This is a genomic window from Amycolatopsis sp. NBC_01307, from assembly GCF_035975215.1.
In the GTDB taxonomy this organism is placed as follows: Bacteria; Actinomycetota; Actinomycetes; order Mycobacteriales; family Pseudonocardiaceae; genus Amycolatopsis.
Genome location: NZ_CP108403.1, coordinates 8,602,720 through 8,625,605, shown reverse-complemented (window position 1 = coordinate 8,625,605; position 22,886 = coordinate 8,602,720). Strand labels below are relative to the sequence as shown.

The 22,886-nt window shown below is 70.5% G+C and carries 23 protein-coding genes; 12 read left to right on the top strand and 11 right to left on the bottom strand.

Annotated elements, in window-relative coordinates; genetic code table 11:
• Positions 1–7: 7 nt before the first annotated feature.
• The 3 genes from OG439_RS38215 to OG439_RS38205 all read right to left on the bottom strand — a co-directional run bounded on the left by OG439_RS38215 (position 8) and on the right by OG439_RS38205 (position 2,305).
• Positions 8–331, bottom strand: a complete 324-nt coding sequence (locus tag OG439_RS38215) for a WXG100 family type VII secretion target (protein ID WP_326945404.1) — start codon at positions 329–331, stop codon at positions 8–10.
• Positions 331–870 carry a YbaB/EbfC family nucleoid-associated protein gene (locus OG439_RS38210; protein ID WP_326945403.1) on the bottom strand — a complete coding sequence of 180 codons (540 nt, stop codon included), beginning with the start codon at positions 868–870 and terminating at the stop codon, positions 331–333. The genes OG439_RS38215 and OG439_RS38210 overlap by 1 nt, the downstream gene beginning before the upstream one ends.
• A gap of 142 nt (positions 871–1,012) precedes the next feature.
• On the bottom strand, positions 1,013–2,305 hold the full coding sequence (locus OG439_RS38205; RefSeq protein WP_326945402.1) for an MFS transporter: 1,293 nt from the start codon (positions 2,303–2,305) through the stop codon (positions 1,013–1,015).
• Between the two features lie 203 nt (positions 2,306–2,508).
• On the opposite strand from OG439_RS38205, the gene OG439_RS38200 reads away from it, so the two are divergent.
• Positions 2,509–3,090, top strand: a complete 582-nt coding sequence (locus tag OG439_RS38200) for a YqgE/AlgH family protein (protein WP_247059601.1) — start codon at positions 2,509–2,511, stop codon at positions 3,088–3,090.
• Here OG439_RS38200 and OG439_RS38195 read toward each other — a convergent pair.
• Positions 3,087–3,500, bottom strand: coding sequence for an SdpI family protein (locus tag OG439_RS38195; RefSeq protein ID WP_326945401.1), 414 nt, complete (start codon positions 3,498–3,500; stop codon positions 3,087–3,089). The genes OG439_RS38200 and OG439_RS38195 overlap by 4 nt on opposite strands.
• Positions 3,501–3,565: 65 nt before the next feature.
• Between OG439_RS38195 and OG439_RS38190 the strand changes: the two genes are divergently transcribed.
• The 3 genes from OG439_RS38190 to OG439_RS38180 all read left to right on the top strand — a co-directional run bounded on the left by OG439_RS38190 (position 3,566) and on the right by OG439_RS38180 (position 8,816).
• The gene (locus OG439_RS38190; RefSeq protein WP_326945400.1) at positions 3,566–4,726 is read left to right on the top strand and encodes an esterase-like activity of phytase family protein; all 1,161 of its coding nucleotides are present in this window, start codon (positions 3,566–3,568) and stop codon (positions 4,724–4,726) included.
• 151 nt (positions 4,727–4,877) lie between these two features.
• Complete coding sequence (leuS, locus tag OG439_RS38185; protein WP_326945399.1) at positions 4,878–7,718, top strand: leucine--tRNA ligase; 2,841 nt, start codon at positions 4,878–4,880, stop codon at positions 7,716–7,718.
• Positions 7,719–8,078: 360 nt separating this feature from the next.
• Positions 8,079–8,816 (top strand): SDR family oxidoreductase, encoded by a 738-nt coding sequence (locus OG439_RS38180; RefSeq protein WP_326945398.1) that lies wholly within the window; start codon positions 8,079–8,081, stop codon positions 8,814–8,816.
• Here OG439_RS38180 and OG439_RS38175 read toward each other — a convergent pair.
• From OG439_RS38175 to OG439_RS38150, 6 genes are all read right to left on the bottom strand, one after another.
• Positions 8,813–9,550 carry a TetR/AcrR family transcriptional regulator gene (locus OG439_RS38175; protein ID WP_326945397.1) on the bottom strand — a complete coding sequence of 246 codons (738 nt, stop codon included), beginning with the start codon at positions 9,548–9,550 and terminating at the stop codon, positions 8,813–8,815. The two genes, OG439_RS38180 and OG439_RS38175, sit on opposite strands and share 4 nt — an antisense overlap.
• Before the next feature lie 186 nt (positions 9,551–9,736).
• Positions 9,737–10,363, bottom strand: coding sequence for a DUF3558 domain-containing protein (locus OG439_RS38170; RefSeq protein WP_326945396.1), 627 nt, complete (start codon positions 10,361–10,363; stop codon positions 9,737–9,739).
• Entirely contained in the window at positions 10,360–10,770 is a 411-nt protein-coding gene (locus OG439_RS38165; RefSeq protein ID WP_326945395.1) for a hypothetical protein, read from the bottom strand. Before OG439_RS38165 ends, OG439_RS38170 begins: the two co-directional genes overlap by 4 nt.
• Entirely contained in the window at positions 10,767–11,513 is a 747-nt protein-coding gene (locus OG439_RS38160; protein ID WP_326945394.1) for an ESX secretion-associated protein EspG, read from the bottom strand. Before OG439_RS38160 ends, OG439_RS38165 begins: the two co-directional genes overlap by 4 nt.
• Positions 11,510–12,883, bottom strand: coding sequence for a hypothetical protein (locus tag OG439_RS38155; protein ID WP_326945393.1), 1,374 nt, complete (start codon positions 12,881–12,883; stop codon positions 11,510–11,512). The genes OG439_RS38160 and OG439_RS38155 overlap by 4 nt, the downstream gene beginning before the upstream one ends.
• A 78-nt stretch (positions 12,884–12,961) precedes the next feature.
• Entirely contained in the window at positions 12,962–13,342 is a 381-nt protein-coding gene (locus OG439_RS38150; RefSeq protein WP_326945392.1) for a hypothetical protein, read from the bottom strand.
• 160 nt (positions 13,343–13,502) lie between these two features.
• On the opposite strand from OG439_RS38150, the gene OG439_RS38145 reads away from it, so the two are divergent.
• The 8 genes from OG439_RS38145 (at position 13,503) to OG439_RS38110 (ending at position 22,103) form a co-directional block, all read left to right on the top strand.
• A complete protein-coding gene (locus OG439_RS38145; RefSeq protein ID WP_326945391.1) occupies positions 13,503–14,015 on the top strand; it encodes a YbaB/EbfC family nucleoid-associated protein in 513 nt (170 codons plus the stop codon).
• Between the two features lie 27 nt (positions 14,016–14,042).
• Positions 14,043–14,381 (top strand): hypothetical protein, encoded by a 339-nt coding sequence (locus OG439_RS38140; protein WP_326945390.1) that lies wholly within the window; start codon positions 14,043–14,045, stop codon positions 14,379–14,381.
• Positions 14,374–15,405, top strand: coding sequence for a hypothetical protein (locus OG439_RS38135; protein WP_326945389.1), 1,032 nt, complete (start codon positions 14,374–14,376; stop codon positions 15,403–15,405). Before OG439_RS38140 ends, OG439_RS38135 begins: the two co-directional genes overlap by 8 nt.
• 49 nt (positions 15,406–15,454) lie before the next feature.
• On the top strand, positions 15,455–16,600 hold the full coding sequence (locus OG439_RS38130; RefSeq protein WP_326945388.1) for a DUF6346 domain-containing protein: 1,146 nt from the start codon (positions 15,455–15,457) through the stop codon (positions 16,598–16,600).
• A gap of 258 nt (positions 16,601–16,858) precedes the next feature.
• Positions 16,859–17,728: a ribokinase gene (locus OG439_RS38125; protein ID WP_326945387.1), complete on the top strand. Its 870-nt coding sequence runs from the start codon at positions 16,859–16,861 to the stop codon at positions 17,726–17,728.
• A 121-nt stretch (positions 17,729–17,849) separates the two neighbouring features.
• Positions 17,850–18,506: a hypothetical protein gene (locus OG439_RS38120; protein WP_247059581.1), complete on the top strand. Its 657-nt coding sequence runs from the start codon at positions 17,850–17,852 to the stop codon at positions 18,504–18,506.
• On the top strand, positions 18,496–20,166 hold the full coding sequence (gene ptsP, locus OG439_RS38115) for a phosphoenolpyruvate--protein phosphotransferase (RefSeq protein ID WP_326945386.1): 1,671 nt from the start codon (positions 18,496–18,498) through the stop codon (positions 20,164–20,166). Before OG439_RS38120 ends, ptsP begins: the two co-directional genes overlap by 11 nt.
• Before the next feature lie 545 nt (positions 20,167–20,711).
• The gene (locus OG439_RS38110; RefSeq protein WP_326945385.1) at positions 20,712–22,103 is read left to right on the top strand and encodes an MFS transporter; all 1,392 of its coding nucleotides are present in this window, start codon (positions 20,712–20,714) and stop codon (positions 22,101–22,103) included.
• Positions 22,104–22,177: 74 nt separating this feature from the next.
• Here OG439_RS38110 and OG439_RS38105 read toward each other — a convergent pair whose 3' ends face one another.
• Positions 22,178–22,843, bottom strand: coding sequence for a DUF1707 SHOCT-like domain-containing protein (locus OG439_RS38105; RefSeq protein WP_326945384.1), 666 nt, complete (start codon positions 22,841–22,843; stop codon positions 22,178–22,180).
• Positions 22,844–22,886: the final 43 nt, after the last annotated feature.

Sequence of the window (22,886 nt, the reverse complement as noted above, 5' to 3'; positions counted from 1 at the left end):
CCACGGGTCATTGCCCCTTGCCGAGCTGGGACGTCACGTCTTGGTCGGCGCCCGTCAGGGCCTTCATCGACTTGTCGACGTTCTGCTGCATCCCGCGCAACCCCTGCACGAGGTTGGTGAAGCCCTCGACGGCGCCCTGCGCGCCCGGCACGTAGTCCTTCGCGAACTCCTTGCCGGAGTCGTCGTCGCCCCAGCACTCGCCCTGCGCGGACAGCGCGCCCTGCAACGCCTTCAGCGCGTTGTCGAGCCCGTCCGCAGCCGTGACCAGGCCGTTCGACGCGCGCAGCACCGCGTCCGGCTCCGCGGTGAAGCCGGCTCCCCCGTCCGGCATCAGTCGCCCCTCGTCATCCAGGACGACGGCGGCTCCTCGTCCTGGTCCGCGCGCGGCGGGCGGACGCGCTTGGGCGCCGGCGGGGCAGCGGGGGGCGCCGGCGGCTGGTCGTTGCGCAGGATCGAACCGTCGTCCTCGAAGGATTCGGGCCGCGGCGGCTCGGGAGCTTCCTCGGCGAAGTCCGGGATCGGCGGCACCAGCCCGGCCAGCGACGGCGCGCCGTCGACCAGGTCGGCGAGGTCGGGCAGGCCTTCGGTGATCGGCGCCATCAGGTCCGCGATCTTCTGCTTGACCTGCAGCGATCCCTGACGCACCAGGGTCTGGACGGTGTTCGCGAGCTGCGCGGGGGTCGTGCGCTCGAACGCGTTCGGCGAGAACTCGAGCTTCGCGAGGCTGCCGCCGGCGTCGATGGTCGCGCGGACCAGGCCGTCGGGGGACGTCACGTGCGCGGTCGTCTCTGCCGCCGCGGCCTGGGCGTCACGCAGCTGCGCCGTCTGCCGCTCGAAGTTCTCCAGGAGGGTGTCCATCTGGTCCTTCATCGCGGCATTGCGTGCCTGAAGGCGCGCACGGTCGTCGCCCGCGGTGGTCACAGGAGCCCCCGGTGTCCCTCGAACCTACTAATGACTTCCCGTCACCCTAATGCCAATGGAGCAGTCATCGGAGCCGGTTCGGGCTTTTGCCTCAGCGAATCGTCCGGCGCCGGGCGAGGAGGTACCCGGCCCCGCCGACCAGGTAACAAACGGTTGCGGCGATCAACAGGCCCGGCGACCGGCCGTCGTCCGGGATGACGAGCGCGCCCAGCGATACCGCCGCCACCTGGGTGATGTTGAAGAGCGTGTCGTAGAGCGCGAAGACGCGGCCGCGGGCTTCGTCGGCGACGTCGAGCTGGATCGACGAATCGACGGACAGCTTCAGCACCTGGCCCGCTCCGGTGATGAAGAACGACGCGAGCAGCGCGCACGGCAGCACCATCGGCAGCCCGAGCGCGGACTGCGCGATCGCGGCGACGACCAGCGCGCCCAGCACCGCGCGCACCCGTCCGGCGCGGCGGATCAGCCGGGCGGTCAGCAGGCCGGCGATGAGCAGCCCGGCCCCGGCCAGCGCGGCCATCTGCCCCAGCCCGGGCAGGCCGGCGCGCAGGAGGCCGTGGTCGGTGAAGTAGTTGCGCATCAGCAGCACGGTGACCAGCAGCGAGACGCCGAACGACGCCCGATGCGCGAAGAGCGCGATGAACCCGGCGGTGACGCTCGGCGCGCGCCAGGCGTGCTTCGCGCCGTCGGCCAGCCCTCGGGCGACCGCGACGAGCGGGTTCGTCGGCTCGTCGACCACGGACGGCCCGAGCAGCCCGCGCGCGAACCCGCGGGCGATGAACGCCGCGACCAGGGTGCCGAGCACCGCGAACGCCGTCGTGTACGCCGAGCCGGCGTCGTCGCTGCCGAACAGGGCGCGCAAGCCGATCGCGCAGCCGCCGCCGATCACGGCGATGACCGAGCCGATCGTCGTGGCGAACGCGTTCGCCGTCACCACACTCGGCGGCGGGACGACGTGCGGCAGCGACGCCGAGAGCCCGGAGCCGATGAAGCGGGAGATCCCTTCCGCGGCCAGGGCCAGCGAAAACAGGCCTATGCCGCCGAAGCCGAACCCGACGGCGGCGGCCGAGGCGAGGATCGCCAGGCCGCGCAGAAGGTTCGCGAAGATCAGGACCTTGCGCCGGTCCCAGCGGTCGAGCAGGGCGCCCGCGAAGGGCCCGACGACGGAGTACGGCAGCAGCAACGCGGCGAACCCGCCGGCGATGGCCAGCGGGTCGGCGGCGCGTTCGGGGTTGAAGAGCACGGCACCGGCGAGCCCGGCGCGGAAGACGCCGTCACCCCAGCTGGCGGCGAAGCGGGTGAAGAGCAGACGCCGGAAGGCCGGGTCCTTGAGCAGCGCTTTCGGCCCTACGCGCGGGGTTGCCGTCTGGGCGCTGATCGTCACGAACCCAGAGTAGAGGGTGGCCGACGCACTGAGGTCGCCTCTCGGCGGCTATGCGCAGTGTGGCTCCAGCCGGACTGGTATTCCACAAAGGCGGTTCTTCAGTGAGCCCGGGGGACACGGAGTGCGCCGACCACTGTTTCAAACGAGGCGGGTGGGGCGATTGTTCCCGAGCCGAAGTAATTCGCCGGGCCAGAGGTGAGATCATGGGTCGCGTGCCAGCGGACGCCGAGGTTGAGCCGGGAACGCTCCTGGTCGCCGCCCCCACCATGGTCGACCCCAATTTCCGGCGGACCGTGGTGTTCGTCATCGATCACCGCGACGAGGGCACGCTCGGCGTCGTCCTGAACCGGCCGAGCGACGTCGCCGTGCACGACGTGCTGCCCAACTGGGGTGGCCACGTCGCCGAGCCGCAGTCCGTGTTCGTCGGCGGGCCGGTGGAGAAGAAGACGGCGTTGTGCCTGGCCGCGCTGCGCACCGGCGAGACCGCGGCGAGCGTGCCGGGTGTGATCGCGGTCCGCGGGCCGGTCGCGCTGGTCGACCTGGACACCGATCCCGAGGTCCTGGTGCCGAAGGTGCGCGGCGTGCGCGTGTTCGCCGGATACGCGGGCTGGGACTCGGGCCAGCTGGCGGGCGAGATCGAGCGGGACGACTGGGTGATCGTGCCCGCGTTGCCGAGCGACATCCTGGCCTCGCCGAGCGGCGACCTGTGGAGCCAGGTGCTGCGCCGCCAGGGCGTGCCGATCGCGCTGCTGGCCACCCACCCGGGTGACCTCCAGCGCAACTAGGCCTTCTTGAAGACGCCGCAGCCGCCCTCGCCGCACGCGCAGCCGCTGCAGCCGGCGGGTGCCGCCGGAGCCGGCGCGGGGACGGTCAGCGCGGCCCGGTTGCCGAGCACACCACCGCCCACGACCAGCACGAACATCGCCACGATGCCCCCGAGCGCGGCGGCGATCAGGCCACCGGTCGACGGCATCGCGAGCCCGGCCAGCCCGGAGAGGATCGAGATCGCGCCACCGGCGGCCGTCGGCAGCCCGGCCACGCGGTTCGCGAGCTTGAACGCGTCTTCGCTGCGCAACGCGGCCTGGGTGCGCACGCCGGTGCCGCCTTCGCGCGTCAGTTTTTCGCGGACGCCGAGGACACCGCCCCAGCCGACGACGACACCGAGCAGGATCGGAACCAGCGCGATAGCGAACACGGGTCAAGGATAAGCGTGACGTCCTGGCAACCTGCCGGATACCCTGATCGACTGTGCTACAGGCCATGTCACCCCGCGTACTGCCCACCGTGTTGGCCCTTGCCCTGATCGGGGGATTGGCCGCCGCGGCGCCGGCCGATGCCACCGAGAGTCACCAGCGCCCGATCCGGCTGCTCGGCGAGAAGATCGTCCCGAACTCCCTGCAGTACCAGGGGACGACGGTCGGCGGCCTGTCCAGCATCGACTACGACCCCCGCACCGGCGGCTACGCCCTGATCTGCGACGACCGGTCGGCGATCAACCCGGCCCGGTTCTACACCGCGACCTTCCCGATCACGGCGAAGGGCGTCGGCGACGTCACCTTCACCGGCACGAAGCCGCTGCTGCGGCCGGACGGCACGCCGTACCCGCCGCTCACGCAGAACGACCCCGCCAAGCCGCAGAACGAGCAGACGATCGACCCCGAAGAGCTGCGCGTCGACCCGTGGACCGGCGACTACTACTGGTCGCAGGAGGGCGAGCGCACCGCGACGACGTTGATCGACCCGTCGATCCGCGAGGCGCGCCGTGACGGCAAGTACGTCCGTGACCTGCCGATCCCCGCGAACGAGAAGATGACGCCGACGGCAGGCCCGCGGCAGAACCTGGTGCTCGAGGGCATCACGTTCGCCGGCTTCGGCGCGTTGCTGGCCAGCGACGTCGAGGGGCCGCTCCTGCAGGACGGCCCGGAGTCGACGCTGACGACCGGCGGCGTCTCCCGGATCACGCTGCAGGGCCGCTACGGCCCGGTCCTCGCCCAGTACGCCTACCCGCAGGAGCCGATCTTCGCGTCACCGGTCCCGGCCGGCGCGTTCGCGACGACCGGCGTCTCGTCGATGCTGGCCGTCGACCAGGCCGACCCGACGAAGTTCCTGATGATGGAACGCTCGTTCGTCACCGGCGTCGGCAACAAGGTGCGCGTCTACGAAATCGACACGAAGGGCGCGACGAACGTCCTGAACGTGCCGTCACTGGGTGCGGCGAAGCACGTCACGCCGGTCAAGAAGCGCCTGCTCTTCGACGCGGCCGACCTCGGATTGTCCACTGTGGACAACATCGAGGGCATGACCTGGGGCCCGAAGCTGCCGAACGGCGAGCGCAGCCTGGTGATCGTCAGCGACAACAACTTCTCGCCCACCCAGGTCACGCAGTTCGTCGCACTGGCGGTCCCCTCCGAACGGCTTTGACCAGCAAGTTACGATGAACGTATGAACACGGCTCGGCTGCTCCTTAGCCTGCCGCGCTGACCGGGCCCCGGCCGGCGCGGCGACCCCTCATGCCCTCGAGGCTGAGGGGTCGAGTTGTTTCTGGAGTACCTCGCGACGAAGGAAGACGGCGATGACCGAGACAACAGGGACCGACGTCCCGGCGCACCGCTACACGGCCGCGCTGGCCGGTCAGATCGAGCGGCGCTGGCAGGACTTCTGGGCCGACCACGGCACGTTCCACGCGCCCAACCCCGTCGGGCCGCTGGCGGTCGAGGGGCAGCCGGTCCCCAGCGACAAGCTGTTCGTCCAGGACATGTTCCCGTACCCGTCGGGCTCCGGCCTGCACGTCGGGCACCCGCTGGGCTTCATCAGCACCGACGTCTTCGCCCGCTTCCACCGGATGATCGGGCGCAACGTGCTGCACACGATGGGCTTCGACGCGTTCGGCCTGCCGGCCGAGCAGTACGCGGTCCAGACCGGGCAGCACCCGCGCAAGACGACCGAGGAGAACATCCGGACCTACCTGCGCCAGATCCGGCGCCTGGGCCTGGGCCACGACGAACGCCGTCGCATCTCCACGATCGACCCCGAGTACTACCGCTGGACGCAGTGGATCTTCCTGCAGATCTTCAACTCCTGGTACGACGTCGAGGCGGGTGGCGCGCGGCCGATCGCCCAGCTGGAGGCCGCCTTCGCCGACGGCTCGCGCCCGACACCGGACGGCCGTGACTGGGCGTCCCTGAGCGCGGTCGAGCGCAAGACGATCATCGACGACCACCGTCTGGTCTACATCTCCGAAGCGCCGGTCAACTGGTGCCCGGGCCTGGGCACGGTGCTGTCGAACGAAGAGGTCACCGCCGACGGCCGCAGCGAGCGCGGCAACTTCCCGGTGTTCCGCCGCAACCTGCGCCAGTGGATGATGCGGATCACCTCCTACGCCGATCGCCTGGTCGACGACCTGGACCTGCTGGACTGGCCGGAGAAGGTCAAGTCCATGCAGCGGAACTGGATCGGCCGCTCGCACGGCGCCCGCGTCACGTTCAGGGCCGGCGAAGACGCCATCGAGGTCTTCACGACGCGGCCGGACACCCTGTTCGGCGCCACCTACATGGTGCTGGCGCCGGAGCACCCGCTGGTCGACAAGCTGACCGCGGCCACCTGGCCCGAAGGCGTCGACAAGCGCTGGACCGGCGACGCGGCGACGCCCGCCGATGCCATCAAGGAATACCGCGTCGCGGCGTCGCGGAAGTCCGAGCTGGACCGGCAGGAGAACAAGGAGAAGACCGGCGTCTTCACCGGCGCGTACGCGACGAACCCGGTCAACGGCAAGCAGATCCCGGTCTTCGTCGCCGACTACGTCCTGATGGGCTACGGCACCGGCGCGATCATGGCCGTCCCGGGCCAGGACGTCCGCGACTGGGAGTTCGCCGAGAAGTTCGGGCTGGAGATCATCCGGACCGTGCAGCCGTCCGACGGTTTCGACGGCAAGGCGTTCACCGGCGACGGCCCGGCGATCAACTCGGGCTTCTTGGACGGCATGGACGTCGCCGAAGCCAAGAAGACGATCATCGAGCGCCTGGCCGAGGACGGCACCGGCGTCGGCACCGTGCAGTTCAAGCTGCGCGACTGGCTGTTCTCGCGCCAGCGCTACTGGGGCGAGCCGTTCCCGGTCGTCTACGACGAGGACGGCCAAGTGCACGCCGTCCCGGAGTCGATGCTGCCGATCGAGCTGCCCGAGGTCGCCGACTACTCGCCGGTGACGTTCGACGCCGACGACCGCGACTCGATGCCGTCGTCCCCGCTGGCCCGCGCGACCGACTGGGTCGAGGTCGAGCTGGACCTGGGCGACGGCCCGAAGACCTACCGCCGCGACATCAACACGATGCCGAACTGGGCGGGTTCGTGCTGGTACCAGCTGCGCTACGTGGACCCGACGAACGCGGAGTCGTTCTGCGCGCCGGAGAACGAGGCGTACTGGATGGGCCCGCGCGCCGCCGAGCACGGCGCGGACGACACCGGCGGCGTCGACCTGTACGTCGGCGGCGTCGAGCACGCGGTGCTGCACCTGCTGTACTCGCGGTTCTGGCACAAGGTGCTGTTCGACCTGGGCCACGTGACGTCCAAGGAGCCGTACCGGAAGCTGTTCAACCAGGGCTACATCGAGGCGTACGCCTACACCGACGACCGCGGCGTCTACGTCGCGGCCGAGCAGGTCGAGGAGCGCGACGGCAAGTACTTCTTCGAGGATGAGGAAGTCAGCCAGGAGTACGGCAAGATGGGCAAGAGCCTGAAGAACGTCGTCACGCCGGACGAGATGGCCGAGAACTACGGCGCCGACACGTTCCGCTTCTACGAGATGGCGATGGGCCCGCTGGCCATGTCCCGCCCGTGGGCGACCAAGGACGTCGTGGGCTCGCACCGCTTCCTGCAACGGCTGTGGCGCCTGATCGTCGACGAGGCGAGCGGCGAGCTGCGAGTGTCCACAGAGGACGCATCGGAGGCGGACCGCAAGGTGCTGCACCGAACCGTGGCGGGTGTCCGCGAGGACTACGCGGAGATGCGCTTCAACACGGCCGGCGCCAAGCTGATCGAGCTGAACAACCACGTCACCAAGACGTACGGCGCGACCGCGTCGACACCGCGCGAGCTGGCCGAGCCGCTGGTGCTGATGCTGGCCCCGCTGGCCCCGCACATGGCGGAGGAACTGTGGCGCCGCCTGGGCCACGCGGATTCGCTGGTGCAGGGCCCGTTCCCAGTGGTGGACGAGAAGTACCTGGTCGAGGACTCGGTCGAGTACCCGATCCAGGTCAACGGCAAGGTCCGCTCCCGCATCACGGTCCCCGCGAACGCCGCACCGGACGCAGTCCAGGCGGCAGCACTGGCAGACGAGAAGGTCGCCGCCCTGGTCGGCGACGGCACGCCACGCAAGGTGATCGTTGTGCCGGGCAAGCTGGTCAACATCGTCCTGTAGGCCACGCTGGTGGCCACCCTTTGCGGGGGTGGCCACCATCCAGCCCGAGCCCGGCCACCGTCCGTTGGGGGCCTCGCCCGGGTCCAGCTGCGGTTGTCCGCCGTCGCCGACCGACCGTCACCGGTCCTCCGGCCAGTTGTCCACACCCACCGCCGAATGTGGATAACCGTTGCTGCACAACCGCTTTTCCGGCCCTCCGTCGTACCCCGCCGATAGACTGGACCTGGGGACGCCCCCCTGGGAGCGGTGGGGGGTGTCTTGGTCCCGTAGCGCGACGGCGGAAAGGTGCCAGTGCTCGCGAGGTGTTCTCGATTTGATTGAGCGGTCAAGGAAATCCGCTCGATCGAAGGAGAACCCGGCATGACCCTCGACGGCAAGGTGGCCCTGGTGACGGGCGGCAGCCGCGGCATCGGTGCGGCCACGGCACTGCGGCTCGCCGAGGACGGCGCGGACGTCGCCCTGACCTACCAGCACAACGCCGCACAGGCGGCTGACGTCGTCGACAAGATCAAGGCCCTCGGCCGGCGGGCCCTGGCGATCCAGGCGGACTCGGCGGACGCCGCCGCGGTGTCGGCGGCCGTGGAAACCACGGTCGCGGAGTTCGGCCGCCTCGACGTCCTGGTGAACAACGCCGGCGTCGGCTTCGTCGGGCCGCTGTCGGACACCGCGATCGAGGACGTCGACCGCGTGCTGGCGGTCAACGTCCGCGGCGTGCTCGCGGTGACCAAGGCAGCGGCCGCCCACCTGGGTGAAGGCGGCCGCGTGATCACGATCGGCAGCTGCGTGGCCGACCGCGTACCCGGCCCGGGCATGGTCCTGTACGCGACGAGCAAGGCGGCGATGACCGGCCTGACCAAGGCCCTGGCCCGCGAACTCGGCCCGCGCGGCATCACGGTCAACCTGGTCCACCCGGGCCCGACGGACACGGACATGAACCCGGCCGACGGACCGTACGCGGCCGACCAGCGCGCCCTGACAGCGTTCGACCGCTACGGAACGGCGGCCGAGGTGGCGTCGGCGGTGGCCTACTTCGCGGCCCCGGCCAACGCGTACGTCACGGCGTCGACCCTCTCGGTCGACGGCGGCCACGCGGCCTAGCTGCGGTCGAGCCCGATTTCCTTCGCGAGGTCGATCAGCATGGACTCGAACAGGACGTCCGGCTTGGACATCGGGATCGGGTAGTTGCCGAAGACCTCGAGCGTGACGTGCCCGTAGAGCCGGGCCCAGAACTGGATCATCAGGTACGTCACGCCGAGGTCGAGCCGCTCCGCCGGGATGTTCTGCCCGGACTCGGAGAGCACGTCGGCCAGCGACTGCTGGAACGTCATGAGGTCATCGCGCAGCTCGTCCGGCACCCCGCTGCTGGGCGGCGTGACCAGGTCGTGCATCGCGAGCACCCGCCCGGCGGCGGCCAGGAAGATCCGCCCGAACGGCTCGTCGACCCGGCTCAGCGCACTCCCGGCCGCGGACCCGACCCCACCGGTCGGCGACGCGAACACGAGCGTGAATTCCTTCGTGTGGGTGAGCGCCCACCGCCGGAAGCCCTTGCAGATGGCGAACAGCTGCAGCATCCCGTCGTCGGGGATCTCCGCGATGTCCTCGGCCAGCTCGTCGGCCAGGTCCGCGCAGACGTCCAGCCGCAGGTTCTCGACCAGGTCATCGCGCGATTCGTAGTACCGGTACAAGGCGGGCGCGGTGATCCCCAGCTCCCGCGCGATCGCGCGCAGGGTGACCGCCTCGGGCCCCTGCTCGACCAGGAGCCTCCGGGCGGTCCGCCGGATGTCCAGTTCGGTAGCCGCACGCGCGCGACCCCTCCGCGTGGGGTGGCTCATCCGAACAGTCTAGGCGCTTACGACAACAAGTCCCGAACCAACGCGGCGGCGAAGGTTACGGAAAGGTGCAGCTCAGGCCCTCGCCTTGAGGTTCGCCGTCGTCCGAGTTCGCGCAGACGACGGCGATTGCGCGAACTCCCTGGATCGGTTCGATCGGCTTCCACCGTGCGCCTTGCCGACAGAGCACTACGCCCGCGCCTTGATGTTGGTCATCACCGTGTCGGCGACCCCCCGCCCGAGCTGACAGGCGTCCTTGCCCTGCCGAACAGCCGAATCACCCAGACTCAACGAGACCGAAAACGACAGGTCGTCCGCGACGCCGACGACGACTACGCATGTCCGGTTGTCCGTGGTTCCGACATCGACGTAGCCGACTGCGGGGTAGCCCTGAACCGGGTCGAAGTCGTCGACCCAACGGGACGCCTTCGGCTTCTCGTTCTTGTACGTCAGGCTGATTCCCTCTTGGGTCTTCGTCTCGTAGCCGACCAAAATCCCCGCGGCGTTTCCTGACGTGCTGTGCCAGTCGCACGTCGGCCCCAAGGACGTGTCCTTCGGTTTGGGATCGCTCACGTTTCCCAGAAAGCCGGTCAGCTGCTCGCTGTTGAGGGCCGAGTCGCACGGGCTGCCATCCAGCACCTTCGCAGGCAGTGGGTTGTCCACCTTCGGGGCGCCGCTGTTCGGTAGCTCCGCGCTGCTGCTGCTTGCCGGCGCAGGTTCAGCCGTGCCGGAAGTCGGGTTCTTGCCAGTGCACGATGTCAGCAACGTGGCGCCGACGGCTGCTAGCGCAATGGTCGCGGCGACACGATGACTCATTCGAGCGTCCCCTTGATCGTCTTGGTCGAATCCGCCGCTTGCTGGTCCGCGGCCTCGGTTATGCCGAGTGCCTGGTGCAAGCGGGAAATCAGCTCCGAGTAGTAGTTGAACTGGTATTGCAGATGGCCCTGGTAGTACACGCCGGTCTCGTTGACCCCGTTCGGTCCGTTCACGGCGGCCTGACTGACTGGCTCCTCAGCCGGCGGGCGTGCCTTGGACAGGTTCTCGGCGGCTCGCATTTGCTCGATGAGGGTTTCGCGTTGCGCTTCGGCCTTCTTGAGCATTGCCCGCATCTCCGAGCTGCTCATCGCGAACCCCTGCCCACCGGCCGGCCGCGACGCTCCGCTGGGCATGTCCGTCGCCCAGAAGCCGATGCCGCTGAAGATCGCTCCTCCTGGCGCCGTCATCGCGCTCCTCCTCCCAGTCCGTTGAGCGTCGCGTACAGCACGTCGACCAGTGCCGCTCGGGTGCCCGGCTGGATGCTGACCATCCGTTCGCGCGCCGGGAACGCGTACGTCAGCACCCGTCCGACTCCCGCCGCGTCCACCGCGGTGATCGGGGCGCTGCGGGCACCGCCGTTGACCGCGTAGCACTGGTGCAGCCCCGTTCGCTTGGCCGCCATCAGCCGGCGGGCCCACGGCAGTGGGTCGCGGGTGGCGTCGGACGTCGGGTCGGCCAGGTCGTACGACTCTTCGTGGCCCGAGAACCGCGACTCCGGGATCGCCACCCGCTCGATCCGGGCGGGTGGGACCGGCGGCAGCACGTCCACCAGCGACTCGGCGATCCGCGACGGCTCCACGGCGTCGATCCGGATCGTGTCGGCCTTCCGGATCAGCCGAAACGCGCGCGGGCCGTCGGCCGAGACCAGGGCCGTGCCCGACTCGTCCGCCTCGATGTCGCCCAGCCACGCCGTGAACTGCCGTGGTCCGCGCGCCAGGACGCGCAGGACGTCGCGGAACTCGCGTGTCAGCGTGCCGCCGACGGCGAGGCGAAGCGACGCGAGGACGTCGAGCACCTTCTCGTCCAGCCGCTTGCGGGTCTCGTCGCCGAGCCAGAGGTTGTCCGGGCCGAGGACCGCCGGGGGTGGGCCGTGCCGCTCCCACTCCCAGGCCGTCAGCAGCGCGGACTTGGGCAGGTAAAGCACCGTCACAGCCCGATCACCGGGGGCACGGTCCTCTCGTCGGACGCCCCGAAGATGCTCTCCGGGTCGGCTTCCACCAGGTACGACGCCCGCTGGTGCTCTTCGTCCTCGGTCTTGCCGCCCTTGGCTCCCTGGCCCATGCCGCCCATCCCCGGCGAGCCCGGCTTGCCCGCCGCGCCGCCGCGGATCCCGCCGGGTGCGCCCGGACGTCCTTCGCCGGGAAGCCCCGCTCCGGTGGACGCGCCGGGAGCACGGGTTCCGGTGGCGCTGCCCGTTCCCGGCGACGAGCCCGGGCCGAACCCGCCGCTGCCGCCTGAGCCGAAGCCACCACCGGGCCCGAAACCGCCACCGCCGGGGCCGAAGCCCGGGCCGAAACCGCTGCCGGGTGACGAGGGCGAAGAAGGCTGGTAGCCCGGCGGGAACTGCGTCGACGGCGGGACGTAACCCTGCGCCCGGACGCTGTCATCTACGCCCGGGACCTGCGTGTACGAGCCCGGCGGTGTGACCTGACCCGGAGGCGGCGGCACGACCTGACCAGGAGGCGGCGGTGGCTGCACGCCCGGTGGGTGGACCGCCGGTGGCGGCTGCACCTGCGCGCCGATCGGCCGGTGGTCGTCGTCGCCACCGCCGACGCGGGGGCGCTTGGCGGGCGGCTCGACCGGCTCCTTCGGGTCCTTGACCTCGAATTCGCCGCCGCTGTACTCGCGCAGCTGGCCGTAGTCGATCGTCCGGCCCGCGGTGTTCGTGCTCGACTGCTGCGAGTACGAGGTGTACCGCTCGACGTTCTCCTGCGCCTTCTGGTTGTACTGGTTGATCTTGTCTTCGGTGTCGGTGTCCCACGGCGTCGCGACGTCCCAGGCGCTGCGCGTCGGCGGCTGGTCGGTGACGTCCGGGTGCAGCGAGTTCTTCAGCTGGTGGAACTGGTCGATCTGCGTCTGGGACAGCGTCGAGTTGCGGTCCAGCGTCGCCGACGCCGAGGTCGCCGACGCCGTCAGCGGCTGGAGCCGTTCTCGTGCCGCGTCCGCGGCGCCGCCGGTCCACGCGGATTCGAGGCCGGACGTCAGCTCGCGCGTCCCCTGCTCCAGCTGCAGCTGGTACTTCGACTGGTCCACGCCGGCCCGGTGCACGCTCTGCAGCGACTCGGTGCCGGGCCCGGTCAGCACGGCCTGCACCAGCTGCCCGGGTGACAACCCGGCGGCCTGCGGGTTGTCCGCGCCGGTGCCGGTCTGTGAAGCGATGTAGCCACCCGCTATCGCCCCGGGCAGCCCGCCCGCGAGCATGCCGATGCCGGCCCCGTTCAGGACCTTGCCGAGGCCATCGGCCCCCGACTCGACGGTGTGCGCGATCTCCGACCCGACGTGCTTGGCAGCGTCGAGCATGTCACCGAACAACCCCACCGAACTGCGCTCCCCTCGCGTTCGATCTCCCCTCTTGCGTTACGCACAATAGCGCACCGGTTACAGTTGGTGGGAGGAATCGACCTGGTCAGGGGCCCGGGTCTGCCACCGCGTCAGCGGCCGCAGCAGCCACATGCACGGAACGGCCATGCCCAGCGCGCAGAAGAAGTGCACGATCCAGGCCCCGGCCAGCGAGGGCCCACCCCACGACCCGGCCGCGTCGGCGTCGCTCCAGAAGAGCCCGTAGGTCGCGATCCGCCCGACGAGGTACCAGACCAGCAGCGCGACCGGGAACGCCGCGGCACTGGCGCCGACACCTCCCCGCCGGGTTTCGGCGCCCAGCAACCGCCGGGCCAGCCGTCGCCGCACCTCGGGGCCGCCCAGGTGCGCGGGGAGCGCGAGGAGGGCGTAGATCGTCCGCTTCCAGTCAGAAATGCTCATGACGCCGACGCTAGGACGCGCTGAGCAGTGCAAACACCCGGTTGACCGCCCACTCAGGTAGGGAAAGCCACCTCACAAAAAGCGGAACCGCCCGCGACTGTCGGTGCCCTATGCCACACTCGGTCGCCGTACGGTTACTGACGTGAACGGGGAGGTTCGCGTGACGAATCCTGAGCAGCTTTTCGCGGCCTTCGAGGCCAAGATGGCGCAGGCGCAGCAGAAGGCCGACCGGATGCGCGCCGAGATGGCGACGGTCTCCGTCGCCGAGCGCAGCAAAGACGGCCAGATCGCCGTCAAGGTCAACCACCTCGGCAACCTCGTCGGCCTCGAGATCGGCCACGCGGTCCGCGACAAGCCCGATCTGGCTGGGGAGATCCTCCGGACCGTCCAGGTGGCGCAGAGCAGGCTCGCCGCCGCGGTCGAGTCCGGTGTGCCTTCGATCGCGGGCACCGACACGATGAACGAGCTGGTCGGCCAGTTGCACCGCGAATACCCCGAACCCGAGCCCGACGGCTTCGTCGAAGGTGGCGGCGGTTACGGCGCTCGCGCCGACGACGGTTCCCGCTTCATCGCCGAAGAAGAACCACCGAAGCCGGCTCCGCCCGCGGTCCGCCCGCCGGCGAACGACGGCGTGGACGACGACTACTTCGGCGACGGCGACTACCTGCGCTGAGCGCAGGAAAAGAGGGGGAAGGTAGACGTGGCCGGACAAACTGGCCCCGGGTTCGACGAGAACCCCGAGGCGATCGACGAGCACGCCAAGCAGATGGAAGCGACGTTCGACGTCCTCAAACAGGCCTTGGACCTCAGCCGTGACGACCCGATCGGCCCGGACGCGTTCGGGCTGATCGGCCGGCTGTGCCAGCTCAGCACCTGGTGCGGTCACCTGGCGGGCCAGGCGACGGACACGCTCGAGTCGGTGGTCGCCGGAGCCGATTACCACGTACAAGCGGTGCAGGCCTGGGCGAAGGCACGCCGGGTGGACGAAGAATCGGCGTCGGCACTGGTGAACCGGGCCTCGGAGGTCAGCCGTGGCTGAAAGCCCGCTCATGGCGGAAGCCAAGCGCGAGACGGACTCCGAGAAGTACGGCGCCGACAGCCTCCTCGAAGGTGCCGGAGCCCTGCAGGACTACTACGGCGGCTTCGAGAAGATCCTGCACGGCGACTGGACCGAAGGCCTGTTCAGCCTCGCGAACGCCGGCCTCGGTGCCATGGACCTGGTCAAGGACGGGAATCCCCTCGAGACGCTGGTGAGCTGGGGTTTCGGCTGGCTGATCGAGCACCTCGACTTCCTGAAGGAACCGCTCGACTGGGTCACCGGTGACCAGGACGCCCTGGATCTCGAAGGCAAGAAGTGGGAGACGATCGGCGAGCACGTCCAGAAGACCGCCGAGGAACTGACCGTCGAAGTGCGGAAGAACTGCCTCGGCTGGAAGGGCAAGGTCGCCGACCAGTACCGGGTCTACGTCCAGCAGCAGCTGGACGCGTACGCGGCGCTGTCGGACGCGGCGACGAAGGTGGCGCAGGTCATCGGGATCTGCAAAGCGATCCTCGACGTCGTCCGCACGTTGATCCGTGACCTCATCACCGACACGCTCGCGAAAGTCGTCATGATCCTGCTCCGCTACCCGCCGCCCGGGTATCCCGCGGCGCTGGCCGCGGAAGGCGTGCCGTTCGCGGTGAAGCAGGGCGGGAAGATGGTCGAGGAGTGCAGCCGGCTCGCGCGAGCTTTCTCGCGGGCGAAAGAGTTTCTCGGCGCGCTCGGCGACTTCTTCCGCAGGGTCGTCTCCGCCGTCGGAACCGCGGGCAAGGAAATGTTCGACGGCTTCGCGAAAGCGGCAGCGCGGGAAACCGGCATGAAGGCGTTCGAGCAGCTGGCCACCGGACCCGGTCAATCCGCCGGGGAGTCGCAGCACGACCGTGACGCGACGTCGATCGTCCCGGAAGACCACTCGACCGCTTATCCGGTCGACAAGGTGCCTCGCTCCGGCCCGGTCACCGCCGACGACGGCCGGCCGTTTTCCGGGCAGCCGGGCGCTCAGCGGATCTCCGGGTCGATCTAGCCGCCGTGCCCTCGACATCGGAAGAGCTCGGGACCCGGAAGGCCGCCGCATGAACATTCCCACGGTCGGCCGACCGCAGTGGGTGCGAAGCGTCGTCATCGCGGTTCTCGCCGTGCTGTTCGTGGTGGGGTCGTGGACGGGGGTGGCGTGGGCGACCGCGAGCCACGGTCCGGACCGCGGCGGCACGCCCGTCGCTCTCGCTCGCGTCAAGTCGTGTGAGCGGCTCGGGCCGATCAGCCGCGGGGGTATCGGGTTCTACTGGATCTGCGTGGCCGACGTGACTCCCGTGGGCGACGCGACCAGGTCCGTGCGGTTCGGCCTGGACGAACTGACGCCGGACGACTTCGGGAAGGCCGTTCCCGTCGTGGGCTGGGAGACGGATTTCCAGCGTGATGTCGTGAAGCGGAAGATGCCGTCGTGGGTGCCGGCTCTGGTGGTCTTGCTTCTCGTCTTTTTGGGCTGGGCGGAACGTCGACGCCTCAGGCGGCTGCGGCGTCCGGTCGTGCACCACCCGGCCGACGTCCGGCTCACGGAGCCGGTCCGGGTGCCGAACCCGCCGGCTGCCGGCAGTCCCGACCGTGGTGCGTCGGTGATTTCGCCCGCCGAGTGGTCTCCGCGGAGGTACTGGCGCACGGCCGGTGCCTTGGTGGGGGTGGGGGGCGTGATCGCCGCGCTCGCGCTGCCGCTCGACGATCCTGAAAGCCGCAGAGCGCTCCTCACCCTCGCGGGGTTCGGGTTCGCCGCGCCGGTCTGGTTGATCTGCTGCACACCGCGCTGGTACCGGAAGAGCTCCTACTCCGCACAACTGACCATTTCGGCCGAAGGAATCAGCTGGAAGCGTCGCCGGCGTGAGGAGTTCTTCGCACTCGCCTGGCCGGACTTGGCCGAGGTCCGGGTCCTCACGGTCACCCACGACACGCTGACCCTGCGCGTGGTCGATCTGCTCCCCGTCGATCCGGAGGCGCCGGAACGGCGTCCTGAACTCCGCAGCTTCTGGCAGATCGGGGCGAAACTCGGCGTGTACTGGCTGCCCGGGGAGCCTCGGACCGTGCGGGTGCCCGAGGCGTTCAGCGACGCCGCGATCGGTCAGGTGCGGGCGGCGATGGCCGTCTTCCGGCCGGATCTCTTCCGGGAGTACGCCGCGGGCGTGGCGGCGGGGGCGCCGCCGACGCCGATCACTCGGGGGGCTACGTGATCGGCGCCGGCGACCCGATGCCCTGCCCGGCTCGCGCCGGTCGGGCAACGTCATCACGTCTCCGTGCTGACGCTCCAAGAGAGCGGAGCCGGTCTGTGAAGTGACGTCCGGGGGACATGCATCCCCCGAACGAGTGACAGACATCCGCTGCTCGCATGATTGTCGCACTCAGCCCCGGATAAGTTACAAAAACCTTCACTTTCTTCCGGGCCGACCCTGATGACCTGGTCGGACGGCGTTTCGTGGCAAAGTACGGAGATGAACTCCGACGTGCTCGTTGTGGGATCCGCCAACGCCGACCTCGTCGTCGCGGCGGATCGGCGGCCGGGTGGGGGTGAGACCGTGCTGGGCGGGGACACCGTGCTCTCCCCCGGCGGCAAGGGCGCCAACACGGCGGTCGCGGCGGGGCGGCTCGGGGCGGACGTCGCGCTGCTCGGCGCCGTCGGCGACGACACCTACGGCCGGCTGCTGCTCGGTTCGCTCCGCGCGGCGGGCGTCGACACCGGGCTGGTCCGGACCAGTGACCGGCCGACCGGCATCGCCTACATCACCGTCACCCCGGACGGCGAGAACTCGATCCTGGTCTCCCCGGGCGCCAACTCGAGCCTCGAACCGGCCGACGTCGAGGCCGTTTTCGACGGCGTGCGGGTCATGGTCGCCTCGCTCGAGGTGCCGCTGCCGACCGTCGAGCACGCCGTCGCGAAGGCCGCCGAACAGGGCGTCAAGGTCCTGCTGAACCTGTCGCCGGCGGCGAAGCTCTCCACCGGGACGCTGGCCAAGCTGGACGTCCTGCTGGTCAACGAGCACGAAGCCGCCTGGCTGACCGGACCCGGCGCGGACTTCCGGCAGCTCCTCGACCTCGGGCCGCGCGCCGCCGTCGTCACCCTCGGCGCGGCCGGTGCGGTCGTCGTCGAAGCCGGTTCCACCACCGAAGTCGCGTCGCCGAAGGTCGAAGCCGTCGACAGCACCGGGGCCGGGGACGCCTTCGCCGGCGCGCTCGCGGCGTCCCTCGCCGACGGCGCCGACCTGGTCTCCGCGGCGAAGCACGCGGTGCGCGTGGCGGCGTTCAGCGTGACCCGGCACGGCGCGCAGCCGTCCTACCCGACGGCCGCTGACCTGGGGGAATGATCGTCCGGACGCCCGTGTTGCACCTCACATGGGCGATTCATTCGGCTCGGCCTGGTGGCGTGGCTACGCGGCTCACCTGAGGGCGATTGCCGAAGCGAGACGCGCGGATCACCTCGCGATCATGCCGCTCGACGAGACGCTGAAGGCGCTCGGCAGGCAGTTCGAGATCGACGAAGGCGGCTACGACGTGCCGCTTGAGGACATCGTCGGCACCGTGGCCCGCGCCGGCGACTTCGACCGTGAGTTCCGGCCGCGCAACCGGGCGCTGCGCGAACGCTGGGAGAGCCTGACGCGGACGTCGGCCGAGCTCCCGCCGGTGCGGCTCGTGCGGCTCGAAGGCGTCACCGACATGTTCTTCGTCGACGACGGCCACCACCGCGTCGCCATCGAGCGGGCTCGCGGCGCCCGCACGATCCGCGCGCGGGTCCGGCGGATCTGCACGATCGCGTGCGCGATGCGCTGCCTGACGCTCGCGGACCTGCCGTCGAAGACCGCGGAGCGGCTGTTCCTGGAGCGCGTACCGCTGCCGGACGACGTCCGCTTCGGCCTGTGGCTCGACGATCCGGCCGACTGGTTCCGGCTCGCCGACTCGGCCGAGGCCTGGGGATTCCGCCGTATGCTGGCCGGACGGCCGGTGTCCAGCCGCGACGAGCTGGCCGAAGCCTGGTGGCACGAGGAGGTCCGGCCGGTACTCGAACAGGTACGCCGTCGCGGCTTGTGCCCGCCACCACGAGATATCCAGGTCTATCTGAGCTATGGTCTAGACCATGTCGTCTGAGCTTGATGCCGCCTCCGCTGCGGGACGCACGTCGGCGGGGCCTTTGTCCGGGGTCGCCGTCAGCCCCGGCCGCGCGAGTGGTCCCGTCGTCCGCGTCGCGGAGCCGCTGGGTGAGCCCGCCGCCACGCCGGCCCCGGCCGATCCGGCCGCCGAAGCCGCCCGGATCGTGCCCGCCGCCGAAGCCGTGGCCGCGCGCCTGGAGAAACAGGCCGAGACCGCGTCCGGCGAAGCGGCGACGATCCTGATCACGACCGCCGCGATGGCCGCCGACCCGGCGCTCGCCTCGCAGGCGGAACAGCTGGTCAAGACCCAGGGACTGCCCGCAACGCGCGCCGTCTACCAGTCTGCCGAGGGCTTCGCCGAGGCGCTGGCCGCCGCGGGCGGGTACATGGCGGAGCGCGTCCGCGACGTCCGCGACGTGCGTGACCGGCTGATCGCCGAGCTGCTCGGCATCGCGCCGCCCGGGGTGCCCGAGCTGGCGACCCCGAGCGTGCTGGTCGCCCGCGACCTCGCGCCCGCCGACACCGCCGGCCTCGACCCGGCGAAGGTGCTCGCCCTGGTCACCGAAGAGGGCGGCCCGACCAGCCACACCGCGATCCTGGCGCGCGCGCTCGGCATCCCGGCCGTCGTCGCGGTCCGCGGCCTGCTGGCGCTGGACGCGCAAGCGCTTGCGGTCGACGGCGACACGGGTGCCGTCGAGGTCGCCGACCCCGCGGCCCCGGTCGTCACCGCGACGGTGGCCCAGCTGGCCGACTGGAACGGCACCGGCGCGACGTCCGACGGCCACCGCGTGAAGGTCTACGGCAACGTCGGCTCCCCGGCCGACGCGCAGGCCGCGGCGGACGCGGGCGCCGAGGGCGTCGGCCTGTTCCGCACCGAGTTCTGCTACCTGGACGCGCCGGCCGAGCCGTCGGTGGCCGACCAGCGCGCGGCCTACACCGCGGTGCTGTCGCCGTTCCGCGGCAAGCCCGTGATCGTCCGGACCTTGGACGCGGGCGCCGACAAGCCGCTCGCCTTCCTGTCGCCGGAGGCCGAGCCGAACCCGGCGCTCGGGGTGCGCGGGCTGCGCGTGGCGTTCGACCGCCCGGAGATCCTGGACCGCCAGCTCGAAGCCATCGCGGGTGCGGCGGAGGACTCGGGCGCCGAGGTCTCGGTGATGGCGCCGATGGTCGCGACGGTCGAGGAAGCCGCCTGGTTCGCCGACCGCGTCCGCGCGGCGGGCATCGCCCGGGCCGGCGTGATGATCGAAATCCCGGCGGCGGCGCTGAGCGCCCGCGAAATCCTCGAGGCCGTCGACTTCGTCTCGGTCGGCACGAACGACCTGGCGCAGTACACGTTCGCGGCGGACCGCCAGCTGGGCGCGGTCGCGAAGCTGAACGACCCGTGGCAGCCGGCACTGCTACGCCTGCTCAAGCTGATCGGCGACGCGGCCAAGGCCACGGGCAAACCAGCAGGAGTCTGCGGCGAAGCGGCGGCCGACCCCCGGCTGGCGCTGGTCCTGGCGGGCCTCGGCCTGACGAGCCTCTCGATGAACGCCCCGGCAGTCCGCACGGTGGGCGCCGGCTTGGCGAGCGTCACGCTGGCGGAGTGCGAGGCCTTGGCGGAAGCGGCCTTGGCGACATCGAACCCGACGGCGGCACGAGCAGCTACCCGCCCCTGACCTGCGGATCGGCCTTCGGTGCCCGGTCGCGAGGCTGGGCACCGAGGCGGATCCCCCGGAGAATGGCGCGACCAAAGCCTCCCGAGGCGTCCGCACCCTCCCTATGCGGTGGTCGCAGCGTGGGCAGGAGCCGTTCGGGATGGCGGCAGTGGGTCCTGTTGCGCAGCATCGCCAACAGGACGTCGCAGCGACGGCGGGTCATGCGAGGCGGCGCGGGCGACCGTGACTGGCAGTGCCCCGACCCGGACCTGGTGGTGGCCGTGACCACAAATCCCGGATCAGGAGCCACGAAAGTACGACGGCCGCCCCCACGCTCAGTCTATCGGTCATCACCGACGGTCCGGGTTTGTGCGAACCTAGGACGCGGAGTTGTCCACAACGTTCGAGGGGTGTGGACAACGACGTCCCGTGAAGGCCACTTCGGACCCCGGTCCGAGGTGGCCTTCACGGCGTTCGGACGAAAAGAAGAAGGAAGAACTGTCGATTCCGGCCCGGCTCGCTCGACGCCTAGGTGAAGGAGAAAGCCGAGTCGGGAGGTAACGGTCATGGCCACAGGTACCCGGGCCGGGCGGCGGGAGTGGGTTGGGCTGGCCGTGCTTGCGCTGCCCACCCTTCTCGTGTCGCTCGATGTCTTCGTGCTCATCCTCGCGCTGCCGAAACTCGCCGTCAGCCTGCACGCCGATGGCACCGAACAGCTGTGGATCATGGACACCTACGGCTTCATGGTCGCCGGGTTCATGGTCACCATGGGGACCCTCGGGGACCGGATCGGGCGCCGGAAGCTGCTGCTCATCGGGGCCACCGCCTTCGGGCTCGCCTCCGTCGTCGCGGCCTTCTCCACCAGTGCCGCGATGCTCATCGGGGCGCGGGCCGTGCTCGGAATCGCCGGGGCGACGCTCGCTCCCTCTACCCTCGCGCTCATCGGGACGATGTTCACCGACCCTCGGCAACGCGCGTCGGCGATCGGGATCTGGGCCGGGTGCTTCTCCGTCGGCGCGATCATCGGGCCGGTGGTCGGTGGGTTCCTGCTCGAACACTTCTGGTGGGGCTCGGTCTTCCTGCTCGGCGTCCCGGCCATGGTCCTGCTGCTGGTCATCGGCCCGAAGCTGCTGCCCGAGTACCGCGACGAGACTGCCGGCCGCCTCGATCTGCCCAGTGTCGCGTTGTCGCTCGCCGCGATCCTGCCCGCCGTCTACGGCGTCAAGGAGCTCGCTCGCGACGGCGTCCACCCGCTGCCGGTCGCGGCCCTGGTCGCCGGGATCGCCGTCGGGTACGTCTTCGTGAAACGGCAGCGGACGCTCGACGAGCCGCTGCTCGACCTGCGGCTCTTCGCCGGGAAGGCGTTCCGCACCGCGCTCGGCGGGATGCTGCTGTTCAGCATGCTCGGCGGCACCACGATGCTGTTCGTCGCGCAGTTCTTCCAGCTCGCGCTGCACCTTTCGCCCATCGCCGCGGCGCTCGGGCTGCTGCCCGGGATGGTCACCTCGACCATCAGCTTCCTCGTCGCTCCCGTGCTGGCCCGGCGCGTGCCGACCGGCACGCTCATCGCGGGCGGGGTCGTCACCGCCGCGCTCGGCATGGTCGTGCTGGCCTTCGCGGACGCCAATCCCGTGTGGCCGGCGATCGGGTTCGCGGTGACGTCGCTGGGGGTCGGGCCGATGGTCACGCTCGGGACCGATCTCGTCGTCGGGTCCGTGCCGCCGCGCCGGGCCGGGGCCGCCGCGTCGCTCGCCCAGACCGCCAACGAGTTCGGTTACGCCCTCGGCATGGCGACCGTCGGCACCCTGGGCAACGCCATCGTCCGCGCCCACACCGAAGCTGACGGCCTCCACGCCGTCGCCGGGCTGAGCGCGGTCGCCTTCGCCGTTCTCGTCTACTTCGTCGCCCGGCACCTGCGGACCGCCCAGCCGATCGCCGCCCAGCCGGTCGCCGTCTAACGGGCGAAGGCCTCCCCCGCCCGATGCCTGGGCAGGGGAGGCCTTCTTGACGCCGGGGGCAGAGGGGCCCCGGGCTAGCCGAAGAGCCCGCGTCGCGGGTGGCGGATGACCAGCGAACCGCCGTGGACGCGGCCGCTCAGCACGTACCGCGGGTTGCCCATGCGGCCGTTGCTGTGGGTCTTGTCCTCCATCGAGCCGAACTTGACGTCGCTGATCGCGTTGACGTCGACCGCCGCGTGCTCGGGGATGACGATCTCGACCGAGCCCCACTTGGCGTCCAGCTCGATGTGCACCACCGGCGACTGGACCTGGGCTTCGGTGAAGTCCAGCTTGGTCGAGCCGTACTTGTTCCGCACGACCATCTCCGACGGCACCACCCACGGGCCGCCGCGGTGCAGGGACGAGTACTTCGCGTTGAGCTCGAAGCGCTGACCGGGCACGTAACCGCCGCTGAAGCCCACCGGGGGCGCGTACGACGGGGCCGCCGCACCGGCCGCGGCCGGGTGGTAGAGGCCGGCGAGGTCGGCCAGCACGGTGTTCAGCTCGCCCCGCGTCTTCGACGCGAGCGCGCGGTCCGTGCGCTCGGTGAACTCGTCCAGGTCGATCATCCCGCGGCCGATGGCCTTCTGGAGCACCCCGACGACGTGCTCGCGCTCGTCGTCGGACACCCGAAGATCGCGCTCGCTCAACGGCTTGGTCTCGGTAGCCGGCTGTACCGTCGTGGTCTCTTCCTCGCCCATGTCCACGATGGTAGAACCGGATTCCTCCAGGGAGATCGGGGGA